This window comes from Acinetobacter lwoffii, from assembly GCF_019048525.1.
Taxonomy (GTDB): domain Bacteria; phylum Pseudomonadota; class Gammaproteobacteria; order Pseudomonadales; family Moraxellaceae; genus Acinetobacter; species Acinetobacter lwoffii_K.
The window spans coordinates 2108497-2131188 of the sequence record NZ_CP077369.1 but is presented as its reverse complement, the minus strand read 5'-3'; the positions used below and the strand labels follow the sequence as shown (position 1 = coordinate 2131188).

Sequence of the window (22692 nt, the reverse complement as noted above, 5' to 3'; positions counted from 1 at the left end):
AATTAATTTTTTATAGTGTAGGAATAAAGCTTTTTATCTGTGTGGATAAACCCGGGGCAATCACCGCCTGATCATAAATACGTGTCTCTGCCAATGCATAGGGATGAAAAGATTCAGCCAGCAGAATGGAAGACATATGTGCCACCACATTCATATGACACACCACTGCAATCGACTCATAAGGCAGTTGCGACAACCATTCTACTGCAACTTTGGCATCATCATCCGGTTTGATGGTATTACAGATCACCACCGGCACATCTTTAAAATACTGCTGCAAATGTGCCAGAGTTTCCTGCGCACGCAATAACGGACTGACCACAAAGACTTCAGGCTTAATCAGATCCTTTAAGAACTGTGCAGTTTGCTCAGCCTGTTGATGACCACGCTCCGTTAAAGGTCGCTTGGTGTCATTACCATTGACCGGTGGCGCGGCCTCGCCATGTCGAACTAAAGTCAGTTGCATTTGATTTCCTTATATTCTTTTGCCTGCATGATAAGCAGCGAATATGACAATTCGCAGACAGTCCCTGTGTTATAGATCAGACTTGATGATGTGGCAAGACAAATTCAACATCACTGCGATGACCGTTTTTCATCAATGACAATGCAATATTGAGTGGCGGCGCACCTTCAAAAATCACATCATACAAGGCCGAGGTAATCGGCATATACACATCGAGCTCTTCCGAACGTGCCTTGACCTGTACAATGGTATTAATCCCTTCTGCCGTTTGCCCCAACTCAGTCGTTGCCTGCTCCAAGGTTTTACCTTTACCAAGCGCATAACCCACCTGATAATTACGGCTAAGAGGGCTGCTACAGGTAGCGAACAAATCACCCACACCTGAAAGCCCAAGGAAAGTCAGCGGATTAGCACCGAGTTTTACTGCAAAACGGCTCATTTCGGCCAAAGCACGGGTCAGGATCATACTCTTGGTATTTTCACCCACGTTATACGCAGCAGCCATGCCCATCGCGACAGCATAGATATTTTTTAATGCGCCCCCGAGTTCTACCCCATGCACATCATCACTAGCAAATACGCGGAACAAGGCACTATGTAGGGCTTGTTGTACGGCATAACGCACCAGCTCGGACTGGCTGGCAATCACGGTTCCTGCCGGCTGTCCTGCCACAATTTCCTTGGCCAGATTCGGTCCTGATAACACACCATAAGGCACTTCAGGCAACACTTCACGAATAATATCGCTCATGAAACTAAAGGTTTTGGCTTCAATACCCTTGGTCAGCGAGATCACGGCTTGCGATGTAATAAAAGGTTTGATTTGCTGCAAAACATCCCGGAAAGAATGGCTCGGAATTGCGACTAAAATAATATCGCGATCACGCACAGCCTGTTCCAGGTCTGACACCGCCAGCAGATTTTCTTCTAACTTAAAATCTGGCAAATAGCGTTTATTGATATGGGTGGCATTAATATCTGCCGCAACTGCTTCATCACGAATCCAGATCATGGTATTGCAACCATTACGCACTGCAGTATTGGCCATTGCAGTACCAAAGCTGCCCCCACCCAATACCGTTACTCTTAAAGCTGTCTTATGATCAACTGCAACCGGTTCTACCAGTTTTGAGAAATTTAATTCTGACATCTTATTTTTTAATATCCTGTTATACCGTGCAAACTAGCTGTTCTGGTTCCAGTAACTGACAAAATCACCGGTTCGAATCTCTGTGCGTGCTGGAATTGCTTTTGCGGCAGTGCCAATATAAATAATACCCGAGACCAGATCGTCTTTTGAAATTCCCAATGCCTGCTTAAACAGGCCAGACTCGACTACAGCACCGCTACGCCACATGGTTGAGAAACCCTGAACCTGAAGTGACAGCAGAAAATTCTGAATCGCTGCGCCTGAACTAAGGATTTGCTCAAAATGAGGAACTTTAGGATGATCCTGCAAACGCGTTAAGGCAAGTACCAATAAAGGCGCACGAAATGGATGATTTTTAACACGCTCAATCTGCGCTGTTTCAGTTTCACCCAAATCGACGAGCGCCTGCGACAGCAACTCTCCAAAAGCTTCACGCTGATTATCTGGAACCACCACAAATGTGGTCGGCTTGAGCCGATGATGATCGGGTGCAGTTAATGCCGCCTGAAAGGCTTTTTCCAGTTGTTCTGCATTCGGTGCCGGTGCCAGCAGATGACCAATCGATTGTCGTTGGTGAATATTTTGATGAACGATGTCAATCGCAGATTCCGTCATTGCCTTGTATATCTACACTTAAAAACTATACTCAAGATTAGCATATTCAAAGAAAAATACGCTAGAAACTTCATAGCGATTCAGCCAGCTCATCACCACTTAAAAATAAACTTGCTTGGTTTTTCAATCCCGTACTGCTCTATTTTTCACCTAAGTCACATAGAGCTATACCAAAAATTGCCAAACCTATACAACAGCTACAAAATCTGCGCTGCTTGCTGTGTTGAAATATTCAGCATCGTATTTACTTGAGATTTCATGATGAAAAAAACAATCACTTTCAGCGGATTGGCTATTTCCGCATTACTGCTTACTGCCTGTGCCTCAAACCCGACTGCTTTGGCCGTTCAAAAGGAAAATAACCAGTATGAGGTGACCGGATTAGGTAAAAATCAACTGACCTCGAAAAACAATGCGATTACTGCGGCCAATAAAGCCTGTGGCTCTCGATCAACCCCAATTATTGTGGATGAAAAGACAGCTTATAACGGCGCTTTAAAAGGCGTGGTCGATGAACAAACAGGTCAGATGATCCAGGCAGCAGCTACCGTTCTCGGGAATATCGCAGGTACCAATACCGGTTTAAACCAAAATGATGATTATCAGACGGTTCTTACATTCCGCTGTCAGGCCAAATAAGCTAATAAACCATAGCGCAATAAAAAACCGCTCTTCAAGAGCGGTTTTTCGATGGTCTGGATTAACAATAACCTTCCAGACGGGTCAAAGGCAATTTTTGACCAATGGCTTTTTCAATTTCTGGCAGATAGAACGCATCATCTTCTGCAAGGAAACTGATACTCACACCACTGGTTCCCGCACGACCGGTACGACCAATACGATGCACATAATCATCCGACTGTTCCGGCAAGGTGAAGTTCACCACATGCGATACACCATCAACATGGATGCCACGACCTGCCACATCCGTTGCAATCATGATGTTATGTTTACCATTTTTGAACTGATCCAGCATTTTAAGGCGTTTGTCCTGAGCAATCTCGCCAGACAGCATCACTACTTTATAGCCATCACGTTTTAAATGGTCATAAAGTTTGCGCACCTGATCACGACGGTTGGCAAAAATCATGACTTTTTCAATCGGCTCATCACGCAAGATTTCTTGCAACAATTTATATTTGTCCGCCTTGGCGACCATATAAACCCGTTGCTCGACATCGGCATTGGTTTTCTTTTCCGGTTCAATTTCAACTGTGACCGGTTCAAATAACCATTGTTGTGCAAGATTCAGCACATCGTAGCTGAAAGTTGCAGAGAACATTAAAGTCTGACGTTGTTCTTTACGCGGCGAGAAACGCACAATGCGCTTTACTGAAGGAATAAAGCCCATATCTAGTAAGCGGTCGGCTTCATCAATGACCAAAAATTCAATCTGATCCAGCCAGACTTCTTTTTGTTCTACAAAATCGATCAAACGACCCGGTGTAGCCACCATAATATCGACAGGCGCTTTATTAAGCTGGTTCTTTTGCTTGTCAAAATCCACACCACCCAGCAAGGTCACCACATTGAGACCAGCATATTTCGCCAGATCCTGTGCATCGCTTTCGATCTGTAACGCCAGTTCACGGGTCGGTGCCAAAATCAGCGCACGTGGCTCACCACGATAGCGTTGTTCCTGAATCGGATTATTTAAGAGATCATTCATGATACTAATTAAAAAGGCAGCAGTTTTGCCTGTACCTGTCTGTGCACGGCCAATGGCATCATGTCCTGCCAGCGTGAATTTCAAAACCTTCTGCTGGATAGGCGTCATGGTGGTAAAGCCTAAAGCATCAATCGCTTTTTTTAGATTGGGATGTAAATTTAAGGTTTCAAAACCAGATGACATAAAGCGGTGCTCTAATTGGGTAATCACTAAGATAGGGATAGTATAAACAAAAAACGCCCCAAGTTATATTGGAGCGTTTTCTTTTTAGCTTAATCCGAAGATTAGTCTAATGGTTGAACTTCTTCAGCTTGAAAGCCTTTTTGGCCTTTAACAACACTGAATTCAACACGTTGGCCGTCACGAAGTGAACGGTGACCGTCACCTTGGATAGCACGGAAATGAACAAATACGTCATCACCGCCGTTACGTTGAATAAAGCCGAAGCCTTTAGTATCGTTAAACCACTTAACTACGCCTTGTTCGCGAGCAGCTGTCATAAGTTAATCCTCATTGAAACTAAAAGAAGGACCACCCGGTGTTGCAAACAGCAGAGCAAACAAGTTTGAAAATATTATTTTTAAGCTTGTAATCATTCTGTAAAACTATCAACAAAATCCCGGTTACATCCATTTATGTAATAGGGTGAAAAACAATCACTTTGTTTATTCAAAGTCCCAAATACGCAACGAGCTTAACATGGGTTTATCACAATTAATAGATTTTTTTTAGCATGTTCTGTTTGATTTAGTTATTTTTTTCATGAAAATTGTCAAAAGACTTTATAAAGTCATTTAGATCTTCTTTTTCTGAAACCAGTTTGGTTCTGGCATCATATTTGCTACTATTTATAGCCTTTTCTGCCATCTAAATAAAACCGCAATGTCCGAATATCCAGCGCAATTCAGCCTTATAGACGCTATGGGAAAACCGTGCCCGATGCCGCTATTAATGTTAAAGCGCGCACTAAAGGCCGGAAATCAGAAAACATTCCTGCTGAAATCATCTGATCCGCATAGCCAGACAGATGTCAGCCGCTATTGTCAGCTGCATCAGCTCAAGCTTGAATTTAAAAAAATTTCTGATACAGAGTTTCACTACTTAATTGAATCTTAAAAATTTTCAATTAAACTGTTGATCTTCACTTTCGTATACTTTTTTACATTTCTCTACCCAAATATCCATTATTTGCGGAGAGATTGGATTAAGATAAAACCTAGTTTAGGGTTATCCCGCACTTCAAGGAGAACACATGAGTGACAGCCGCAATCAGTTAATGCCCCTGTCATTATCGGCGCCAGGTGTCAACCTCGGTGCTTATATCAGCACTGTCAATCAGATTCCGATTTTAACGGCCGAACAAGAAAAAGAGTTGGCTGAACGCTATTATTATGACCAAGATTTAGATGCAGCGAAAATGCTGGTCATGTCGCATTTGCGTTTTGTAGTACATATTGCGCGTAGTTATGCAGGTTATGGTTTGCCACAAGGCGACCTGATTCAGGAAGGCAACCTGGGCCTGATGAAAGCTGTAAAACGTTTTGACCCGAATATGGGCGTACGTCTGGTGTCATTTGCCGTGCACTGGATCAAGGCGGAAATTCACGAATATGTGATCCGTAACTGGCGTATTGTGAAAATCGCCACCACTAAAGCGCAACGTAAACTGTTCTTTAATCTGCGAAGCCTGAAGAAATCATCGAAAAAGTTGACGCTCGCAGAAGCACAGTCTATTGCCAATGATTTAAATGTCACACCAGAACAAGTACTGGAAATGGAAGGCCGTCTGACGGCGTATGATGCGGCTTTTGATGCATCAAGCGATGACGATGATGAAGGTTCCACCCATGTGGCACCAGCGTTATATCTTGAAGATAATCGTTATGACCCGGCTCGTCTGATTGAAAATGAAGACTATGAGGAGCAAAGCACCTCTGCCCTGCATGAAGCCATGGATCAGCTAGATGATCGTTCACGTAATATCTTGCAGCGTCGCTGGCTAGATGACGAGAAATCGACCCTGCATGAGCTTGCAGCGGAATATAATGTTTCTGCGGAACGTATTCGTCAGCTGGAAAAAAATGCCATGGAAAAAATTAAAGTGGCGATGTCATCCAATTAACACCAAATTCTGTTACTGATTTACCTCGAAAAAGCCTTCTTTGATGAAGGCTTTTTTATGTCCGCATTTTGAATTTATGCTAAGGTTGAGCGCAAACTTTATCAGGAAGATCAATTCAAATGTGGATTGCGATTTCAGCACTTAATTTGGCACTTGCAGTCATGCTCGGTGCTTTTGGTGCACATGGTTTAAAAGCGCGGGCGACTGAAGCACAGCTCGGCTGGTGGCAAACGGCAACGGATTATTTTTTCTATCATGCCTTAGGACTACTGATTCTTTCTTTACTGGCGAAAGTCATCCCTGCATTGCCCATTCAATGGAGCTTCGGTCTGATTCAGGTCGGCATTTTACTGTTTTCTGGCTCACTGTATATCATGGCCTTAGGATTACCCCGCGGTTTAGGTGCTATTACGCCCATCGGCGGGGCTTTAATGATTGCCGGATGGTTAATTCTGGCCTGGAATGCTTTAAAATACGCCAGATAAGTTTGAACAACACTTAATCATGGAGGGTTGCTAGAATGATGATTTACATCAATGGCGAACAACAGGAAACTCACTGCAAGAATCTGCTGGAACTGATTCAGAGTATGGCGCTTGAGGGTAAGCGTTTTGCAGTTGAAGTCAATGAAATGATTATTCCTAAAAGCAGATTGGGCGATACGCCAATTTGCGATACAGACAAAATAGAAATTATTCACGCGGTCGGTGGCGGCTAATACTCGGGACAATTATGCAAGATTTATTACAGATTGGTTCACGCCAATTCCAGTCACGCCTTTTGGTAGGCACGGGCAAATACAAAGATTTAAATGAAACTCAGCAGGCCATTGAAACCAGTGGTGCAGAGATTGTCACTGTCGCTATTCGCCGTGTCAATATTGGCCAAGATCCTGACCAGCCGAACCTGCTGTCAGTCATTCCTCCGGAAAAATATACCATTTTGCCGAATACCGCAGGTTGCTTCGATGCCAATAGTGCCGTCCGCACCTGTATGCTGGCGCGTGAGTTGCTCGATGGCCACAATCTGGTCAAACTTGAAGTTTTGGGTGATGAAAAGACACTTTATCCAAACGTAACCGAAACACTGAAAGCTGCGCGCACCTTGATTGACGATGGCTTTGAGGTCATGGTTTATACCTCGGATGATCCGATCGTGGCGCAAGAGCTGGAAAGCATGGGCTGTGTTGCGATTATGCCATTGGGTAGCCTGATTGGTTCTGGTCTGGGCATTCTGAATCCACATACCCTGTCAATCATCAAGGAAAATGCCAAAGTTCCTGTCCTAGTCGATGCCGGTGTCGGTACAGCGAGTGATGCCGCGATTGCGATGGAACTGGGTTGTGATGGTGTACTCATGAATACAGCGATTGCAGCTGCACAAAATCCGGTATTAATGGCATCTGCGATGAAAAAAGCCGTTGAAGCAGGCCGAGAAGCTTTTCTTGCAGGCCGTATGCCGCGCAAGCGTATGGCCAATGCCAGCTCACCGGAAACCGGCTATTTCTTTAAATAAATTTTCATGAACAAAAATAAAGGACTCAATTGAGTCCTTTATTTTTGTTTTTAGTTAAGGAATCAGACCTTCATCACGCATAGCAATCTGTACAGACTGACGTTCTGCCACTTTATTACGGATATGAATAATATTTTTATATGGACTCAAATCATGCTCAATCTGGTTCGACCAGTTGGTCAAGACAAATAGATAGGCATCCGCAGGCCCAAAGTTATCATCCACCAGATAATCATTGTCCGATTCACCAATCGCTTTATCGATATAACTCAATAGTCGATCAATCTCTGCATAGGCTTTTTTCTTTTCATCTTCGGATAACTTGCCACCGAAGAACACCGCATAGGCATCATGTAGTTCAGAGTTCAGATAACCTAACCATTCCAGCACTTTGGCACGTCCCATGCCCGATGGTGGAATTAGATCTTGTTTTGGATCGTGTTGAGCAAGAAACGGTAGAATTGCAACATTTTCTGTCAGGATCAGACCAGGGTTAATTTCTAACGCTGGTACATAGCCTTTAGGATTAACTTCGTAATAATCCGTACCTTTTTCTGTTTTATGTGTTTTTAAATCAACACGTTCCAAATCAAAATCGACATTAATTTCATTTAAAATAATATGTGCTGCCAGTGAGCAGGCACCTGGTGAATAGTAAAGCTTCATTTCTGATCCTTGTTATACACTTCTCAATGTTTTAAATCGCTTCTGACAAACTTTCAAGTGATCAAACCTGTAAATTGCAAAAAAGCGTAACTGTCACCTCAGGGCAGTTACTCATTCAATATTCAGGATATTCCGGGCTTTTGCAAGTCAATCTTGTGTAGATTTTTATCTCTATCTGTTTAACATACACAGGTTTTCCAAATTTAGATGATATTTCGTGATTAGCCTGAAAAAAGAAGAATGGTTTTCCAATATCCGCACAGATGTATTGGCAGGTCTGGTGGTGGGACTTGCCCTGATTCCTGAATCAATTGCCTTCTCTGCCATTGCCGGTGTCGATCCGCAAGTCGGTTTATATGCCTCTTTCTGCATTGCAGTATCCATTGCCTTTTTTGGTGGCCGTCCTGCCATGATCTCTGCGGCTACAGGCGCAATGGCACTTTTGATGATTACCTTGGTAAAAGAACATGGTTTGCAATATCTGTTGGCTGCCACAATTCTGACCGGCATCATTCAGGTCATTGCGGGTTATTTTAAAGTCGCTAAATTAATGCGCTTTGTATCGCAGGCGGTGGTATACGGATTTTTGAATGCCTTGGCGATCCTGATATTTGTGGCACAAATCCCGGAAATTAACCGGATGGATAGCACCGGTTATCTGTTTATTGCGATTGGTCTGGCAATTATTTATCTGTTTCCGTATATCCCGAAAATTGGCAAAGCCATTCCCTCACCTTTAATCTGTATTATCGTATTAAGCGGGTTGGCGCTGTTGTTAAGTGCAGATATGCGTACCGTGAGCGATCTTGGACAATTCCCGGATACTTTGCCAGTATTCCTGATTCCAGAAATTCCACTCAATCTGGAAACCTTGCAAATTATCCTGCCTTATTCCTTTACCTTGGCGACTGTCGGTTTGCTGGAAAGCATGATGACCACTACGGTCATTGATGAAGTGACCGGAACTGAAGGTGACCGTCATCAGGAATGTCGTGGTCAGGGTATGGCCAATATTGTCAGCGGCTTTATGGGCGGGATGGCCGGTTGTGCCATGATCGGCCAGTCAATTATCAATGTGTCTTCAGGGGCACGTACCCGTTTATCGACTCTGGTCGCTGGCGTGTTTCTGCTGTGTCTCGTGGTTTTTTTGAAAGACTGGCTGGCTTATATCCCAATGGCAGCGCTGGTTGCGATCATGATTATGGTGGCATTTACCACCTTTCAATGGGGAGCAATCAAGCAATTCAGCAAACATCCGCTAGAATTTAATACCGTGATGATTGCCGTGATTATTGTCGTGCTTGCCACTCATAATCTGGCGCTTGGTGTATTTGTCGGCGTATTGCTCTCTGCCCTGTTCTTTATTAATAAACTGGAAAGAACCGTACATGTCTATACGCATTTGAATTCGGCTCATTCACGCAGCTACTTTATTTCTGGACAGATATTCTTTAGCAGTTCAGAGAAGTTCTATCAGTTCTTTGATTTTAAAGAGAAGCTTGAGCATGTCGAACTGGATCTGACCCATGCGCATATTTGGGACGTGACTTCGGTCAATATGCTGAATAACGTGATTCAGAAGTTTAAAGCCCAAGGGATAGATGTAAGGGTGATTGGTTTGAATGAAGCCAGCAGTACATTGATCGACCGGTTTAGTAGCTGATGAACGATGATTAATAAAAGAGCCTCAATTGGCTCTTTTATTTTATCTGGAAGATCTTGCCGATTTTTATGGAGAAATACCGAGAAAAGTTTGACTTGCTCGGCTCAGGACTTAAAATACCGCATTCTGAATTTTTAGATTTGCCAAAGTTATGTCGAACGATCAATTAGACCAGCAAGTCGTGGAGCTGGAAAACTTAAGCGAGCACCGTGAAATCGTGACGTTTATGCGCCGCTCAATGCCGCTGAATACCTCTCAACGTACTGCGCTTGAACAATATGGTCACTTAATTTTGGAATATCCAGTCGGTGATTTGCGTCAGCACTTTGAACATCCTGAACGTCCTTTGACTGTAGAAATTGGTTTTGGTATGGGCCGTTCACTGGTATTGATGGCCAAAGCTAATCCTGAACGTAACTTTGTCGGAATTGAAGTCCATGTACCTGGAATTGCGCAGTGCGTGTATGAAGCAGGTATTGAAGGCCTAACGAACTTACGTGTGCTGGATGCTGATGCAATTCAGGTATTACGTGAAATGCCAGACAATAGTATTAATGCAGTTCAGTTATACTTCCCTGATCCATGGCAGAAAAAACGTCATTTTAAACGCCGCTTTGTTTCGCATGACCGTATGCCGCTGGTGGAGCAAAAGCTGGAGCTTGGCGGAACTTTCCATGCTGCAACGGACTGGGAACCGTATGCGGAATGGATGATAGAAGTATTGGAAGAACGTCCACGTCTGGAAAATCTGGCGGGCAAAGGCAATAGCTATCCTCGTCCGGAATGGCGTCCACAAACCAAGTTTGAACGTCGCGGGATTGAAGCAGGTCACAAGATTAATGATTTTATCTTTAAGAAAATTTCTTAATCTAAGACTCAAAAAAAGCGCTGATTATTCAGCGCTTTTTTATGGGAAAAATTTGGCTTTGAACCCTGCTTCGTAGATAAATTATCAGCTTCTTCATTTCTGATGACGCGTGAGAATCTGCTGGCTCAACAACTGATAGACATTTTGTAAATCTTCTCGCTGCATATTGGCTAACATCTGCTGATGCATATTCAAGATATTCTGATCACCACGCATCGCTGGGCCGGTCTGCATTTGTTTGGGATCATTCTGAGTGGCTTTATTGGCAGTTTCCAGCATTAAGGGATACAACAAACTGAAATCGACCTGTTGTACATCAACCACCTGCTTGGCCATGTCATAACAGTAATTGGCAAAATTACAGGCAAATACCGCTGCAAGATGCAAACTGAGACGTTGACTGGAACTATAAGTATAAACACGATTGCTTAGGCTATTTGCCAGTTCTAATAACAGGATTTGGTCCTGTTCATTCACCGCTTCAATCAACAGTGGCGTCTGCTGCCAATCAATCTGGCGTTCGAGACTAAAGGTCTGTAAAGGATAAAATACGCCTGCACGCGCATGCACATTTTTCAGTAAATTGAGATGGGTGCTGCCAGAGGTATGTACGATCAGATTCTGCTGTAGATACGGATGAATCTGTTCAATGACGTTGGCAATCGACTGATCACTGACCGCGATAATGACCAGATCCACCTCATGATCCAGCTGTTGAGGCTGAGCGATGGCCTGAGCGTTGAATTGCTCAGCCAGATATTGTGCTTTTTCTAGGGTTCGACTGTAGATCTGTACGATCTCATGGTGTGCTGACAATACAAGGGCAAGATGATATGCCACTCGCCCTGCCCCAATCATACTGATCCGCATCTGCTGTTCTTCCTGATAAATTACGCACAGCATGCCAATAAATAAAGATTGAGGCAATTGGCCTTGATGTTTCGAATAGACTTTAGAACTTTCGCAGGGTCAGAATCTGTTCACTTCGACCAAAAGGTCCATGAACATCATGCAGAATCCCGCTGGTCAGACCAATACCATCTTCACCATATTGCTGCACCACTTCCAGTCCCAGCCATTTACCCTGCGGCAGACGGTGCATATGAATCTGCAGGTCCAGATTCGGAAATCCCCAACCGGAATTCGGGTCCTGACGTGGCACAATGCCATTGGCCGTATCGACCATACCGAGCAAACGACTAAAGTCTGTCGTCGGTTGACCTTCTACCATGTCCAGCGAATTTCTTAGCCAGACAATGCCCTTGCCTGCACGATGGTCAGCATGTGCCCGGGTTTCAATACTCTGGATATAACCGCCCGGCCAGCAGCGCATACCCTCCCAAACCGGTAAATATTCTGGACTTTCGATCGGAAAATCTTCCACTCCAGCAATGGCCGTGGTATTTGAAGTTAGCATTCTCCACGCGCGTGCCACGATACAGGTTTTACCATTGGCACACATTTCAGCTTCAACCAGTTCAATGGTTTTACCCGGACGGATCATGCGTGTGGTAATCGAAAATTCACCAAAGGCTATCAGGCCAAAAATATCCAGCCCGACCCGACCAATACGCATGTCAGCACGTGGCTGAAACTGTTCCAGTTCGACGCATAGAATACCGGTGGCTGGCGCCATGTGCTGCTCATGCGGATTCCACGCACCTTGTGCATGAATATTAGAACGGTAATAAGCCGTAGTACTGCCATCTGCATGCTGTTCGCGCTGAATAAAACTGTAATATGCCGACATTGTTTTAATACTTCCCTGAATATTCACTTAAACTTTAGAGTTTACAAAAAGTGCTTTTATCTTTATTTTCTGAGCAAAAAGCCATGATAATCCATGATTTGACAATAAATTTTGCACTGTTTAAATCCGACTTTGGTTAAAAGCGCTTTAAAATTATGCGCAGATAACAAGTAAAAATCCTGCTCCAAGCGTTCAATCATCTTGGTACTTTGCGTTACACTCAACCCTGTCTGTTGTGCCATCTTCTGCATAGTTTTAATGTCTTGCTGATCTTCAGGTTGCATCAGATCATAGGTCAATGCAAGACCATTGGTTTTAAGACACTGATAAATAGCCTGAAAAAATCCGTTTTTTTCGGAATTTGGAATGAAATGTGCCACTAGAATGGCCAACGCAGCATCAAACGTATCCGGCTGATTCAAATCTTGGATTGTGCTTTGGATAAGTTGTACCCTTTGTTGATCTATGGAATTCAGATTTTTACTAACCTGTTCCAGCATAGCTGCTGATGGATCAATTGCAGTAAAGGTCCAGTCTGGATGTTGCTCTAATAAATACGACAATTCATAACCTGTTCCGCAACCCACTATTAATATATGTGCGGTTTCTGGGAGTTCAGTGCTGAGAATTGCTTCAATCTGCTGATGCACCAGTTCATAACCGGGAATCAGTTTACGGATATGATCGTCATAACTGGCGACCACGACTTCACTGTGAAAGTTTTTTGCCATATTTTACTCTGATTTTAGATGTTCAGTACATTCATGTATTTCTATTACCAGACCGTCGTGATCAGTAAATTCATTTACAGACATTTTAGAATCTTGCTAAATGTACAACCTCAAACTGCTAGATATATTGAACGTCCATTGCGCAGGTTTTTCGTTACTTTGACGGGGCAAAGTAACCAAACCCTTTTGTTTCACTGATATGGCATCCCTGCCATACAGTGAAACGGCGACATCCATGTCGCCGGGCTCTCTGATGAGTTGCTATTAATTGTTAGCTTTAGGATTAGTTCTAACGTAAAAAATAAAGTTTAAGCAATCTCTTTCAAGTTCAGCTCTTCACGCATAAATTCACGCAATTTGAACTTCTGCGCCTTCCCTGAAGCCGTCATTGGAAATTCCTGGAAGAAACGCACATAGCGCGGCACTTTATTGTGAGAAATATGCTCCTTACAATACTGACGGATGGTTTCTTCAGTACAAGGATCATTTTCATGCAGGATGATGCAGGCACAAAGTTCCTCACCATATTTATGGTCTGGCACCCCAATCACCTGTACATCTGAAACAGCCGGATGGGTATAAAGGAAATCTTCAATTTCTTTCGGGAACAGGTTTTCCCCTCCACGAATCACCACGTCCTTGATTCGGCCCTTGATTTTGACAAAGCCTTCATCATCCATTTCAGCGATATCACCGGTATGCATCCAGCGCGCCGCATCAATCACTTCCTGGGTTTTATCCTGATCTTCCCAATAACCGAGCATCACTGAATAACCACGTACACACAGCTCACCCAATTGGCCGCGTGGAACCACCTTGCCATTTTCATCGACAATTTTAACTTCCAGATGCGGATGTACCCGGCCAACCGTACTGACACGTTGCTCGACACTGTCTGCCGTTGAGCTTTGTGCACTGACGGGTGCGGTTTCAGTCATGCCATAACAAATCGTGATTTCAGACATATGCATCCGTTCAATCACGCGCTGCATAATTTCCTGCGGACATGGACTACCCGCCATAATCCCGGTACGCAGACTGGACAGATCAAACTCGTCAAACTGTTCATGTTCCAGCACCGCAATAAACATAGTCGGCACACCATAAGCCGCGGTACATCTTTCCTGCTGGATGGCTTTTAAGGTTTCCAGCGGATTAAACACGGCAGACGGATAGATCATGGCAGAGCCATGCGTAATACAGGCCAGATTGCCCATGACCATACCAAAACAGTGGAATAAAGGCACTGAAATACAGACACGGTCTTCTGGCCCTAAATGAATGGCTTCACCGACAAAATAACCATTATTTAAAATATTATTATGGGTCAACATGGTGCCTTTCGGATTGCCCGTAGTGCCCGAGGTAAACTGGATATTAATCGTTTCATCAAACTGCAATTCACTGGAGATCTGTTGCAGTTGTTCCAACTCTTGCGCACTAGGCGAGCTTAGTAAATCCTGAAAACGGTGGATGCCGGTATGCTGCTGATCATCAATTTTAATCACATGCTTTAAATGTGGCAGTCGCTCTGCATTAAGGAATTTACCTTCGGTTTCCTGCAATTCCGGTGCAATTTTAGTCAGAATTTCCTGATAGTCCGTCGTCTTAAACTGCGCTGCAATCACCAGTCCCTTACAGGAGACCTTGTTTAGCACATATTCAAGCTCGTTGCTTTTATAAGCTGGATTTAAATTCACCAGAATAATGCCTGCCTTGAAGGCTGCAAACTGGGTAATGGTCCATTCCACACAGTTCGGCGACCAGATCGCCAGACGATCACCTTTTTGCATACCCATTTTCAGCAGCTGACAGGCAAAGGCATTGACTTGTTCCTGTAGCTGCCGGTAACTGAGGCGTATGTTCTGATGCAAACTCACTACCGCATCACGTTCTGCATACCGCTCGCAAGCCTGATCAAATTTTTCACCAATCGTCATGCCCAATAAAGGCTGGCTGCTGGTTCCATAGGCATAGCTTAACCGTACTTGTGTCATTGAATCGATCTCCTTGATTCTTTGTAATTCTGATTTTCAACTTTACTAATTGTTTTATGACCACGACGACCTTGTCTGTGTACCGGTTTTTTGTGTGTTTATGCTTGTAAATTTTCCTCCTGTCCACGTACTGCGTTGACACAAAAATCGGCAATCTGTTTGACAAAGTGATCCTTATACTTCTGATCAAACATGACATTTCGGGACGGATTTAAAGGTTCAATCACGACAAAGGTCATGGCACCAACTACGCCCAACGCTGCCGTATTCAAATCTTCAAATTCGAATTCTCCATTGACCTTTCCTTCGGCCAGAATTTCCTTAATGCTCTGCTTGAGCAGCTGCTTACTGCGAAAACGCTCATGTTCCATTTCCGGATCAACCGGTTCGAACATCAGTGAATACGCCAGTTGGGGGCTATTCATGGCACGCTTGACAAAAGTTGTAACAGATTTTTGCAATTTCAGTTTTGGCGACAAATCTGACTCGGCAATATGGTTCAGGATCCCGACTTCATGCTGAATCGCGGCCGACAAAACCTCGATCAAAATCTGGCTTTTGCTTTCGAAATATCGATAGACCAGCCCTGTAGAAACGCCTGCGCGCTCTGCAATCGCCTGAATCGATGCCTCCTTCAAGCCCCCTTGAATAATCAGTTCACGAGCAGATTCCAAAATCGACAGGCGATTTTGTTCCATTCGTTCCTGCATCAATGATGATCTTTTATAACTCATAAAATTATTCTCAACAAGATAAAATGAATTGTAAATCATTTTGTGAATATAGATTCACTTTTTTATTTTTTCATTGTATGTTAAAACCACAAGCACAACAAAAATGCTTTTTTGGACACAACAAATATAACCTCAGGATGGATGAAGAATGAATTTACAAAGCTTGGATTTCGGTTTGGATGAAACTCTAATAGCGCTTCGTGATTCAGTGGCCGCTTTTTGCGCCAAAGAAATTACCCCGATTGCTCAACAGGTTGACCGTGACAACAAGTTCCCTGCCCACCTTTGGAAAAAGTTTGGCGAGATGGGCCTGCTCGGGCTGACAGTCAGTGAGGAATATGGCGGTTCAAATTTTGGTTATCTGGCGCACATCATTGCCATGCAGGAAATTTCCCGTGCTTCTGCATCCATTGGGCTGTCCTATGGCGCACATTCTAACCTATGTGTAAACCAAATTAAGCGAAATGGTACTGAAGAACAGAAACAGCGTTATCTGCCTAAACTGATTTCAGGTGAATATGTCGGTGCCTTGGCAATGTCTGAACCGAATGCAGGCTCGGATGTGGTGAGCATGAAACTGAAAGCAGAAGACAAAGGCGATCACTACCTGTTGAATGGTTCAAAAATGTGGATCACCAATGGTGGCGATGCCGATGTCCTGGTGGTCTATGCAAAAACCGATTTGCAGGCCGGCGCCAAAGGCATGACCGCCTTTCTGGTTGAAAAAAATATGCCAGGTTTCAGTCATGGCACACATTTGGACAAACTGGGTATGCGCGGTTCAAACACTTATCCGCTGTTTTTTGACAATGTCGAAGTACCCAAAGAAAACGTCATGGGCGGCGTCGGTAATGGCACCAAGGTCTTGATGAGTGGTCTGGACTATGAGCGTGCTGTATTGAGTGCTGGCCCACTGGGGATTATGGATGCCTGTATGGATACCGTGATTCCATATATTCATGACCGTAAACAGTTTGGTCAGGCGCTGGGCGAATTCCAGTTAATGCAAGGCAAAATTGCCGACATGTATTCGACCTGGCTAGCCTGTAAGGCACTGGTTTATGCGGTCGGTGCTGAATGTGACAAAGCTGAGCATAGCCGTAGCCTGCGTAAAGATGCTGCCAGTGCCATTTTATATGCTGCTGAAAAAGCGACCTGGATGGCAGGAGAAACCATTCAGACTTTAGGTGGTAACGGTTATATCAACGAATTTGCTGCCGGCCGTTTATGGCGTGATGCCAAACTGTATGAAATTGGCGCCGGTACTTCAGAAATCCGCCGCATGCTGATTGGCCGTGAACTTTTCAACGAAACAGCCTAAACCTTAACACTTAGAATAAAACAAGGATGTTGGTCATGAATCAGTTATCGAGCAAAATCAATATACGTAGTGAAGAGTTTAAAACCAACCAGACTGCCATGCTGCAACTGGTGGATGACCTAAAACAGAAAATTGAAAAAATTGCTTTGGGTGGTGGCGAAACTGCCCGTCAAAAACATCTGGACCGTGGCAAATTACTCCCCCGTGAACGGATTAATCACCTGATCGATCCAGGAACCGCTTTTCTGGAAATTGGTCAGCTGGCTGCCTATCAGGTGTATCAGGATGATGTTCCTGCCGCAGGTGTGGTCGCTGGTGTTGGTCAGGTCAACGGTGTGACCTGCATGATCATCGCCAATGATGCTACGGTGAAAGGCGGTACTTATTATCCATTAACAGTGAAAAAGCATTTACGTGCCCAGGAAATTGCCGAACAGAACCATCTGACTTGTATTTATCTGGTGGATTCAGGCGGTGCATATTTGCCTTTACAGGATGAAGTATTTCCAGACCGCGATCACTTCGGCCGTATTTTCTACAATCAGGCACGTATGTCGAGCCAAGGTATCGCCCAAATTGCAGTGGTGATGGGCAGCTGTACTGCAGGCGGTGCTTATGTGCCTGCCATGTCAGATGAAACCATTATTGTCCGCAATCAGGGCACCATTTTCCTAGGCGGCCCTCCTCTAGTTAAGGCAGCTACTGGTGAAGTGGTGTCCAGTGAGGATCTCGGTGGTGGTGATGTGCATACCCGTTTGTCTGGCGTGGCTGATCATCTGGCTGAAAACGATGAACATGCACTTGCGATTGCCCGCAACATCGTGGCCAACCTGAACAAAAAGCCAAACAAGACCGCAGATGAAATCGAAGCGCCGCTGTTTGACAGTTCGGAACTGTACGGCATTGTGCCGAGTGACGCGCGCAAGCCTTTTGATATCCGTGAAGTGATAGCGCGTATTGTCGATGGCTCACGTTTTGACGAGTTCAAGGCACGTTTCGGCACTACCCTGGTGACCGGTTTTGCCAAGCTCTATGGCATGCCAATCGGGATTATTGCCAATAATGGCATTCTATTTTCCGAGTCTGCCCAAAAAGGCGCACATTTTATTGAACTGTGTACCCAGCGCAATATTCCGCTGATTTTCCTGCAAAACATTACCGGCTTTATGGTCGGTCGCCAGTATGAAAATGAAGGCATTGCCAAAAATGGTGCCAAGCTGGTGATGGCCGTCGCCAACGCCAATGTGCCTAAGTTGACTCTAGTGATTGGCGGTTCTTTTGGTGCTGGCAACTACGGTATGTGTGGCCGCGCCTACTCGCCGCGCTTTATGTGGACCTGGCCAAACTCGCGTATTTCAGTGATGGGCGGTGAACAGGCCTCTAGCGTTTTGTCGACCTTAAAACGTGACCAGATTGAACAGAAAGGCGGCAGCTGGTCAGCTGAAGAAGAAGACCAGTTTAAACAACCAATTCGTGATCAATACGAACGCCAAGGCCATCCTTATTATGCGTCTTCGCGTTTATGGGATGACGGTGTGATTGATCCGGCGCAATCACGTGAGGTTCTGGCTTTAAGTCTAGCTGCAGCCCTGAATGCGCCCATCCAGCCAACCAAATTCGGCGTGTTCCGCATGTAAGAGGTGACAAAATGACATATCAATTTTTACAGCTCGAACAGCAGAATCAGGTGGCAACGGTTTGGATTAACCGTGCTGAACTGCACAATGCCTTTAATACTCAAGTCATTGAAGAACTGCATGCTTGCTTCCAGTCTTTAAATAACCGTGATGATGTACGCGTGGTGATTCTGGCGGGTCGTGGCAAAAGCTTCTCTGCGGGTGCGGATCTGAACTGGATGAAACAGGCCGGTCAGGCATCACAGGCAGACAATGAGGCGGATGCGCTCAAACTGGCAAAAATGCTGCAAAGTCTGGCGACCTTAAAACAGCCAACCATTGCCCGGGTACACGGCATTGCCTTTGGTGGCGGCATGGGGCTGGCCTCAGCCTGTGATATTTGTGTGGCCAGTACAGATGCCAAGTTTGCCACTTCCGAGGTTCGCTTAGGTCTGGCACCTTCGACCATCAGCCCGTATGTAATTCGTGCAATTGGTACACGTCAAGCTTCACGTTATTTCCTGACTGCCGAGCGGATTACTGCTGAACAGGCCAAAAGCATTGGTCTTGCGCATGAAGTCACTCCACCAGAACAGCTCGACAGCAAAATTGATGAAATTGTGGAAGCACTTTTACTTGGTGGTCCTGCCGCACAGAGCGCATCGAAACAGTTGATTCAACTGGTTGACCAACAGGTATTGACCGAAGATTTACTGCTTAAAACAGCACAGCATATTGCCCATATTCGCCAGGGAGATGAGGCGAAAAATGGACTGAATGCATTTTTGAACAAACAAAGCCCGGCTTGGATCAAGACCACGGCATAACAACGAGAAGGATCCTACAATGTTTGAGAAGATTTTAATTGCCAACCGTGGTGAAATTGCCTGCCGTGTGATTCGTACAGCGAAGAAATTAGGAATTGCCACCGTTGCCGTCTATTCCGATGCTGATGCGCAGGCACAACATGTGAAACTGGCCGATGAAGCGATCTATATTGGTGAATCGCCAGCAGCTCAAAGTTATTTGCAAATTGATCGCATTATTCAGGCAGCCAAAAACACTGGTGCCCAGGCGATTCACCCCGGTTATGGTTTCCTGTCCGAAAATGACCAGTTTGCCTTGGCCTGTCAGGACAACAATATTGTCTTTATTGGCCCGCCAGTCGATGCCATTCTGGCAATGGGTCTAAAGGCCACCTCTAAAGCGCTGATGGAAAAAGCCGGTGTGCCTCTAACCCCCGGCTATCATGGGACCAATCAGGATGCCGACTTCCTGAAACAGCAGGCAGACAATATTGGCTATCCGGTACTGATCAAGGCCAGTGCCGGTGGTGGCGGTAAAGGCATGCGTCTGGTGGAACGCAGCGAAGATTTTCTTAGCTCGCTTGCTTCATGTAAGAGTGAAGCACGTTCAAGTTTTGGCAATGAAGACGTTCTGATTGAACGTTATGTGATTCAGCCACGTCATATTGAAGTGCAAGTTTTTGGCGATACACATGGCAACTATGTACATCTGTTTGAGCGTGATTGTTCGGTACAACGTCGCCACCAGAAAGTGCTAGAAGAAGCGCCTGCACCAAAAATGCCAGAAGATAAACTGGAAGCGATGCGTCAGGCTGCGATTGATGCCGCTCGTGCAGTGAATTACGTTGGCGCCGGTACGGTAGAGTTTATTGTCGAGCAAGACGGTACGGCCTATTTCATGGAAATGAACACCCGCCTACAGGTTGAACATCCGGTGACTGAAATGATTACCGGACAGGATCTGGTAGAATGGCAACTGCGCGTAGCTTTTGGTGAACCTTTACCGAAGCAGCAGCATGAATTGCAGATTCACGGTCATGCGCTTGAAGCCCGTGTCTATGCTGAAGAGCCGGAAAAAGGTTTTATCCCGGCGATCGGTCAGATCAGCTACCTGCATTATCCGGAGCAAAGTGACTGTGTACGTGTCGATAGCGGTATTGTCGAAGGCGACGAGATCAGCACTTATTATGATCCGATGATTGCCAAACTGATTGTCTGGGGTAAAAATCGTGAAGCAGCCCTAACCCAGATGCACCATGCGCTGGGTCAGTTCCATGTCGATGGTCTGGGTAACAATATTGCTTTTCTAGATCGCCTGGTGCTGTGTGACTCGTTTAAAAATGCACATTTAGATACTGGCCTGATTCAGCGTGAAGAAGAATTTCTGCTCAAACCTTCTGCGGATATCCGTGCCGAACTGGTAGTTAGTGCCGCACTGATTGAACTTCTGTCACATCAGGCACAGAATCCCGTTCCAAGCAACCCGGTATGGCAGCAGCAAGCATTCTGGCGCTTAAACCAACAGAATAGTCATACAGTGCAATTACAACGCAATGGCATTAACCTGAAAATTCAGTTCAGCACCCAAGATCAAGGCTTTGTTGCCAGCTATAACGGTCAGCAAATTCAGATTCAGGGTCAACTCGTCGATGCCCATACTTTAGCCTTGCAACTGGCGGGTAAACAGCAAAAACTGGCTTTTAGCCAGAGTGAGCAAGGCATTACCCTGTTCCAGAATGGTCAAAGCTATAAGTTTAATTACTTGAAGTCTGATTTTAATAATCAGGATGAACAAGGCACGGAAAATAACCTGATCGCACCAATGCCAGGTGTCATTACCCAGGTGCTCGTGGCAGCCAATGACAAAGTCAAAAAAGATGATGTGCTGATGACGCTGGAAGCCATGAAGATCGAATACTCGATTCGCGCACCGCATGACGGCATCATCGCAAGCTCATATTTTCAGAAGGGTGATCAGGTTAAAGCCGGTGATGAACTGGTCGAGTTCCAGCCTCTGGCGGAGGAAGTGGCATGACGGATTTTGTCAAAATCGTAGAGGTCGGGCCACGCGATGGCCTGCAAAATGAAAAAATACCTTTGACATTGGATGACCGGAAAAACCTGATTCTGGACCTAATGAAAACCGGTCTGCAGTCCATCGAAGTCGGCTCCTGCGTTTCAGCCAAATGGGTACCGCGAATGGCAGACAGTGATGTGCTCTTTGCCAGCCTACCCCAAGATCCGAATATTCAGTTCAGTTTATTAACCCCAAACATGAAAGGTTTTGAATCGGCACTGGCTGTGGGTTGCAAGGAAGTGGCGGTATTTACTGCAGCTTCTGAAAGCTTTACCCGCAAAAACATCAACTGCTCGATTGATGAAAGCTTCGAGAAGTTTGCCGATGTCATGGCAGCAGCCAAAGCCAATGATATTAAGGTACGTGGCTATGTTTCCTGCATGGCGGACTGTCCTTATGAAGGTGCCATTGATCCGAAGCAGGTGGTCAAAGTCACCCAGCGTTTGCTGGAGATGGGCTGCTATGAAGTGTCATTGGGTGAAACCATTGGTACAGCAACACCGGATCGGGTGAAAAATGTCTGGGAGGCCTGTCTGGCTGAACTTGATACTAAAGTTTTGGCAGGCCATTTTCATAATACTTACGGCATGGCCATTGCCAATATTTACCAGTCTTTACTGCAAGGCATTCGGGTCTTTGATTCATCCATTGCCGGCCTAGGTGGTTGCCCTTATGCCAAAGGCGCTTCCGGCAATGTCTCAACTGAAGACCTGTATTACCTGCTCTCGAATATGGGCTTTCAAACCGGTATTCAGCTGGATGCCCTGATGCAGGCCAGCCGTAATATCAGTGAAGTCTTGCAGCGCAATAATCCATCCAATTATGCCAATGCCTATTGGCAAAAAGCCTGTGCTTGAAAATAAACTTGCTTGAGCAAAATGCTTTCAAGCAAGCCATAAGGATATAAGCAGCAGATTGAAGTCTGC

The 22692-nt window shown here is 45.1% G+C and carries 24 protein-coding genes; 13 read left to right on the top strand and 11 right to left on the bottom strand.

Features of this window, described 5'->3' with window-relative positions; all coding sequences use genetic code 11:
* Window positions 1–10 precede the first annotated feature (10 nt).
* The 3 genes from I6L24_RS10000 to I6L24_RS09990 all read right to left on the bottom strand — a co-directional run bounded on the left by I6L24_RS10000 (window position 11) and on the right by I6L24_RS09990 (window position 2231).
* Window positions 11–466 carry a phosphoglycerate mutase family protein gene (locus I6L24_RS10000; protein ID WP_004280092.1) on the bottom strand — a complete coding sequence of 152 codons (456 nt, stop codon included), beginning with the start codon at window positions 464–466 and terminating at the stop codon, window positions 11–13.
* A 76-nt stretch (window positions 467–542) separates the two neighbouring features.
* Entirely contained in the window at window positions 543–1616 is a 1074-nt protein-coding gene (locus I6L24_RS09995) for an NAD(P)H-dependent glycerol-3-phosphate dehydrogenase (RefSeq protein WP_004280094.1), read from the bottom strand.
* A 33-nt stretch (window positions 1617–1649) separates the two neighbouring features.
* Window positions 1650–2231 carry a nitroreductase family protein gene (locus I6L24_RS09990; protein ID WP_004280095.1) on the bottom strand — a complete coding sequence of 194 codons (582 nt, stop codon included), beginning with the start codon at window positions 2229–2231 and terminating at the stop codon, window positions 1650–1652.
* Window positions 2232–2489: 258 nt separating this feature from the next.
* Here I6L24_RS09990 and I6L24_RS09985 point away from each other — a divergent pair, with 258 nt between their 5' ends.
* Window positions 2490–2870 carry a hypothetical protein gene (locus I6L24_RS09985; RefSeq protein ID WP_005246748.1) on the top strand — a complete coding sequence of 127 codons (381 nt, stop codon included), beginning with the start codon at window positions 2490–2492 and terminating at the stop codon, window positions 2868–2870.
* A gap of 61 nt (window positions 2871–2931) precedes the next feature.
* Here the strand turns inward: I6L24_RS09985 and rhlB are convergent, their stop codons facing one another.
* On the bottom strand, window positions 2932–4083 hold the full coding sequence (gene rhlB / locus I6L24_RS09980; protein ID WP_004280098.1) for an ATP-dependent RNA helicase RhlB: 1152 nt from the start codon (window positions 4081–4083) through the stop codon (window positions 2932–2934).
* A 101-nt stretch (window positions 4084–4184) separates the two neighbouring features.
* Entirely contained in the window at window positions 4185–4400 is a 216-nt protein-coding gene (locus I6L24_RS09975) for a cold-shock protein (protein WP_004280099.1), read from the bottom strand.
* A gap of 382 nt (window positions 4401–4782) precedes the next feature.
* On the opposite strand from I6L24_RS09975, the gene I6L24_RS09970 reads away from it, so the two are divergent.
* From I6L24_RS09970 to I6L24_RS09950, 5 genes are all read left to right on the top strand, one after another.
* The gene (locus tag I6L24_RS09970) at window positions 4783–5016 is read left to right on the top strand and encodes a sulfurtransferase TusA family protein (RefSeq protein ID WP_004280100.1); all 234 of its coding nucleotides are present in this window, start codon (window positions 4783–4785) and stop codon (window positions 5014–5016) included.
* Window positions 5017–5152: 136 nt separating this feature from the next.
* Complete coding sequence (gene rpoH / locus I6L24_RS09965) at window positions 5153–6022, top strand: RNA polymerase sigma factor RpoH (protein WP_004280101.1); 870 nt, start codon at window positions 5153–5155, stop codon at window positions 6020–6022.
* A gap of 119 nt (window positions 6023–6141) precedes the next feature.
* Entirely contained in the window at window positions 6142–6507 is a 366-nt protein-coding gene (locus I6L24_RS09960) for a DUF423 domain-containing protein (RefSeq protein ID WP_004280103.1), read from the top strand.
* A gap of 35 nt (window positions 6508–6542) precedes the next feature.
* Window positions 6543–6740 (top strand): sulfur carrier protein ThiS, encoded by a 198-nt coding sequence (gene thiS, locus I6L24_RS09955; protein WP_004280105.1) that lies wholly within the window; start codon window positions 6543–6545, stop codon window positions 6738–6740.
* 14 nt (window positions 6741–6754) lie between these two features.
* Entirely contained in the window at window positions 6755–7537 is a 783-nt protein-coding gene (locus I6L24_RS09950) for a thiazole synthase (protein ID WP_004280106.1), read from the top strand.
* A 54-nt stretch (window positions 7538–7591) separates the two neighbouring features.
* Here the strand turns inward: I6L24_RS09950 and I6L24_RS09945 are convergent, their stop codons facing one another.
* On the bottom strand, window positions 7592–8203 hold the full coding sequence (locus I6L24_RS09945; protein WP_004280108.1) for a glutathione binding-like protein: 612 nt from the start codon (window positions 8201–8203) through the stop codon (window positions 7592–7594).
* A 217-nt stretch (window positions 8204–8420) separates the two neighbouring features.
* Here I6L24_RS09945 and I6L24_RS09940 point away from each other — a divergent pair, with 217 nt between their 5' ends.
* Window positions 8421–9866 carry a SulP family inorganic anion transporter gene (locus I6L24_RS09940; RefSeq protein ID WP_004280109.1) on the top strand — a complete coding sequence of 482 codons (1446 nt, stop codon included), beginning with the start codon at window positions 8421–8423 and terminating at the stop codon, window positions 9864–9866.
* Window positions 9867–10017: 151 nt separating this feature from the next.
* Window positions 10018–10734: a tRNA (guanosine(46)-N7)-methyltransferase TrmB gene (gene trmB / locus I6L24_RS09935; protein WP_004280110.1), complete on the top strand. Its 717-nt coding sequence runs from the start codon at window positions 10018–10020 to the stop codon at window positions 10732–10734.
* Window positions 10735–10827: 93 nt separating this feature from the next.
* Here the strand turns inward: trmB and I6L24_RS09930 are convergent, their stop codons facing one another.
* The 5 genes from I6L24_RS09930 to I6L24_RS09910 form a co-directional block, all read right to left on the bottom strand.
* Window positions 10828–11604, bottom strand: a complete 777-nt coding sequence (locus tag I6L24_RS09930) for a Rossmann-like and DUF2520 domain-containing protein (RefSeq protein ID WP_004280112.1) — start codon at window positions 11602–11604, stop codon at window positions 10828–10830.
* Window positions 11605–11686: 82 nt separating this feature from the next.
* On the bottom strand, window positions 11687–12484 hold the full coding sequence (locus I6L24_RS09925) for a thioesterase family protein (protein ID WP_004280113.1): 798 nt from the start codon (window positions 12482–12484) through the stop codon (window positions 11687–11689).
* 62 nt (window positions 12485–12546) lie between these two features.
* On the bottom strand, window positions 12547–13215 hold the full coding sequence (locus I6L24_RS09920) for a class I SAM-dependent methyltransferase (RefSeq protein WP_004280114.1): 669 nt from the start codon (window positions 13213–13215) through the stop codon (window positions 12547–12549).
* Window positions 13216–13523: 308 nt separating this feature from the next.
* The gene (locus I6L24_RS09915) at window positions 13524–15212 is read right to left on the bottom strand and encodes an AMP-binding protein (protein ID WP_004280116.1); all 1689 of its coding nucleotides are present in this window, start codon (window positions 15210–15212) and stop codon (window positions 13524–13526) included.
* A gap of 98 nt (window positions 15213–15310) precedes the next feature.
* Window positions 15311–15946: a TetR/AcrR family transcriptional regulator gene (locus I6L24_RS09910; protein WP_005251442.1), complete on the bottom strand. Its 636-nt coding sequence runs from the start codon at window positions 15944–15946 to the stop codon at window positions 15311–15313.
* A gap of 148 nt (window positions 15947–16094) precedes the next feature.
* On the opposite strand from I6L24_RS09910, the gene I6L24_RS09905 reads away from it, so the two are divergent.
* The 5 genes from I6L24_RS09905 to I6L24_RS09885 are packed head-to-tail and all read left to right on the top strand — an operon-like array spanning window position 16095 to window position 22623.
* On the top strand, window positions 16095–17267 hold the full coding sequence (locus tag I6L24_RS09905; protein WP_004280119.1) for an isovaleryl-CoA dehydrogenase: 1173 nt from the start codon (window positions 16095–16097) through the stop codon (window positions 17265–17267).
* A gap of 35 nt (window positions 17268–17302) precedes the next feature.
* On the top strand, window positions 17303–18904 hold the full coding sequence (locus tag I6L24_RS09900; RefSeq protein WP_216985955.1) for a carboxyl transferase domain-containing protein: 1602 nt from the start codon (window positions 17303–17305) through the stop codon (window positions 18902–18904).
* Between the two features lie 11 nt (window positions 18905–18915).
* Window positions 18916–19710, top strand: a complete 795-nt coding sequence (locus tag I6L24_RS09895) for an enoyl-CoA hydratase/isomerase family protein (protein ID WP_004280123.1) — start codon at window positions 18916–18918, stop codon at window positions 19708–19710.
* Window positions 19711–19729: 19 nt separating this feature from the next.
* Window positions 19730–21724: an acetyl/propionyl/methylcrotonyl-CoA carboxylase subunit alpha gene (locus I6L24_RS09890; protein ID WP_004280124.1), complete on the top strand. Its 1995-nt coding sequence runs from the start codon at window positions 19730–19732 to the stop codon at window positions 21722–21724.
* Window positions 21721–22623: a hydroxymethylglutaryl-CoA lyase gene (locus I6L24_RS09885; protein WP_005251439.1), complete on the top strand. Its 903-nt coding sequence runs from the start codon at window positions 21721–21723 to the stop codon at window positions 22621–22623. Before I6L24_RS09890 ends, I6L24_RS09885 begins: the two co-directional genes overlap by 4 nt.
* The last annotated feature ends 69 nt before the right edge of the window (window positions 22624–22692 follow it).

What these genes read in the sequence shown, in the direction of transcription:
- I6L24_RS09890 (WP_004280124.1), top strand. Translation starts at nt 19,730, where the DNA reads ATGTTTGAGAAGATTTTAATTGCCAACCGTGGTGAAATTGCCTGCCGT.
- I6L24_RS09960 (WP_004280103.1), top strand. Translation starts at nt 6,142, where the DNA reads ATGTGGATTGCGATTTCAGCACTTAATTTGGCACTTGCAGTCATGCTC.
- I6L24_RS09945 (WP_004280108.1), bottom strand. Translation starts at nt 8,203, where the DNA reads ATGAAGCTTTACTATTCACCAGGTGCCTGCTCACTGGCAGCACATATT.
- I6L24_RS09910 (WP_005251442.1), bottom strand. Translation starts at nt 15,946, where the DNA reads ATGAGTTATAAAAGATCATCATTGATGCAGGAACGAATGGAACAAAAT.
- I6L24_RS09930 (WP_004280112.1), bottom strand. Translation starts at nt 11,604, where the DNA reads ATGCGGATCAGTATGATTGGGGCAGGGCGAGTGGCATATCATCTTGCC.
- I6L24_RS09900 (WP_216985955.1), top strand. Translation starts at nt 17,303, where the DNA reads ATGAATCAGTTATCGAGCAAAATCAATATACGTAGTGAAGAGTTTAAA.
- I6L24_RS09895 (WP_004280123.1), top strand. Translation starts at nt 18,916, where the DNA reads ATGACATATCAATTTTTACAGCTCGAACAGCAGAATCAGGTGGCAACG.
- I6L24_RS09905 (WP_004280119.1), top strand. Translation starts at nt 16,095, where the DNA reads ATGAATTTACAAAGCTTGGATTTCGGTTTGGATGAAACTCTAATAGCG.
- rhlB (WP_004280098.1), bottom strand. Translation starts at nt 4,083, where the DNA reads ATGTCATCTGGTTTTGAAACCTTAAATTTACATCCCAATCTAAAAAAA.
- I6L24_RS09915 (WP_004280116.1), bottom strand. Translation starts at nt 15,212, where the DNA reads ATGACACAAGTACGGTTAAGCTATGCCTATGGAACCAGCAGCCAGCCT.
- I6L24_RS09985 (WP_005246748.1), top strand. Translation starts at nt 2,490, where the DNA reads ATGATGAAAAAAACAATCACTTTCAGCGGATTGGCTATTTCCGCATTA.
- I6L24_RS09995 (WP_004280094.1), bottom strand. Translation starts at nt 1,616, where the DNA reads ATGTCAGAATTAAATTTCTCAAAACTGGTAGAACCGGTTGCAGTTGAT.
- trmB (WP_004280110.1), top strand. Translation starts at nt 10,018, where the DNA reads ATGTCGAACGATCAATTAGACCAGCAAGTCGTGGAGCTGGAAAACTTA.
- thiS (WP_004280105.1), top strand. Translation starts at nt 6,543, where the DNA reads ATGATGATTTACATCAATGGCGAACAACAGGAAACTCACTGCAAGAAT.
- I6L24_RS09925 (WP_004280113.1), bottom strand. Translation starts at nt 12,484, where the DNA reads ATGTCGGCATATTACAGTTTTATTCAGCGCGAACAGCATGCAGATGGC.
- I6L24_RS09950 (WP_004280106.1), top strand. Translation starts at nt 6,755, where the DNA reads ATGCAAGATTTATTACAGATTGGTTCACGCCAATTCCAGTCACGCCTT.
- I6L24_RS09885 (WP_005251439.1), top strand. Translation starts at nt 21,721, where the DNA reads ATGACGGATTTTGTCAAAATCGTAGAGGTCGGGCCACGCGATGGCCTG.
- I6L24_RS09990 (WP_004280095.1), bottom strand. Translation starts at nt 2,231, where the DNA reads ATGACGGAATCTGCGATTGACATCGTTCATCAAAATATTCACCAACGA.
- I6L24_RS09920 (WP_004280114.1), bottom strand. Translation starts at nt 13,215, where the DNA reads ATGGCAAAAAACTTTCACAGTGAAGTCGTGGTCGCCAGTTATGACGAT.
- rpoH (WP_004280101.1), top strand. Translation starts at nt 5,153, where the DNA reads ATGAGTGACAGCCGCAATCAGTTAATGCCCCTGTCATTATCGGCGCCA.
- I6L24_RS09970 (WP_004280100.1), top strand. Translation starts at nt 4,783, where the DNA reads ATGTCCGAATATCCAGCGCAATTCAGCCTTATAGACGCTATGGGAAAA.
- I6L24_RS10000 (WP_004280092.1), bottom strand. Translation starts at nt 466, where the DNA reads ATGCAACTGACTTTAGTTCGACATGGCGAGGCCGCGCCACCGGTCAAT.
- I6L24_RS09975 (WP_004280099.1), bottom strand. Translation starts at nt 4,400, where the DNA reads ATGACAGCTGCTCGCGAACAAGGCGTAGTTAAGTGGTTTAACGATACT.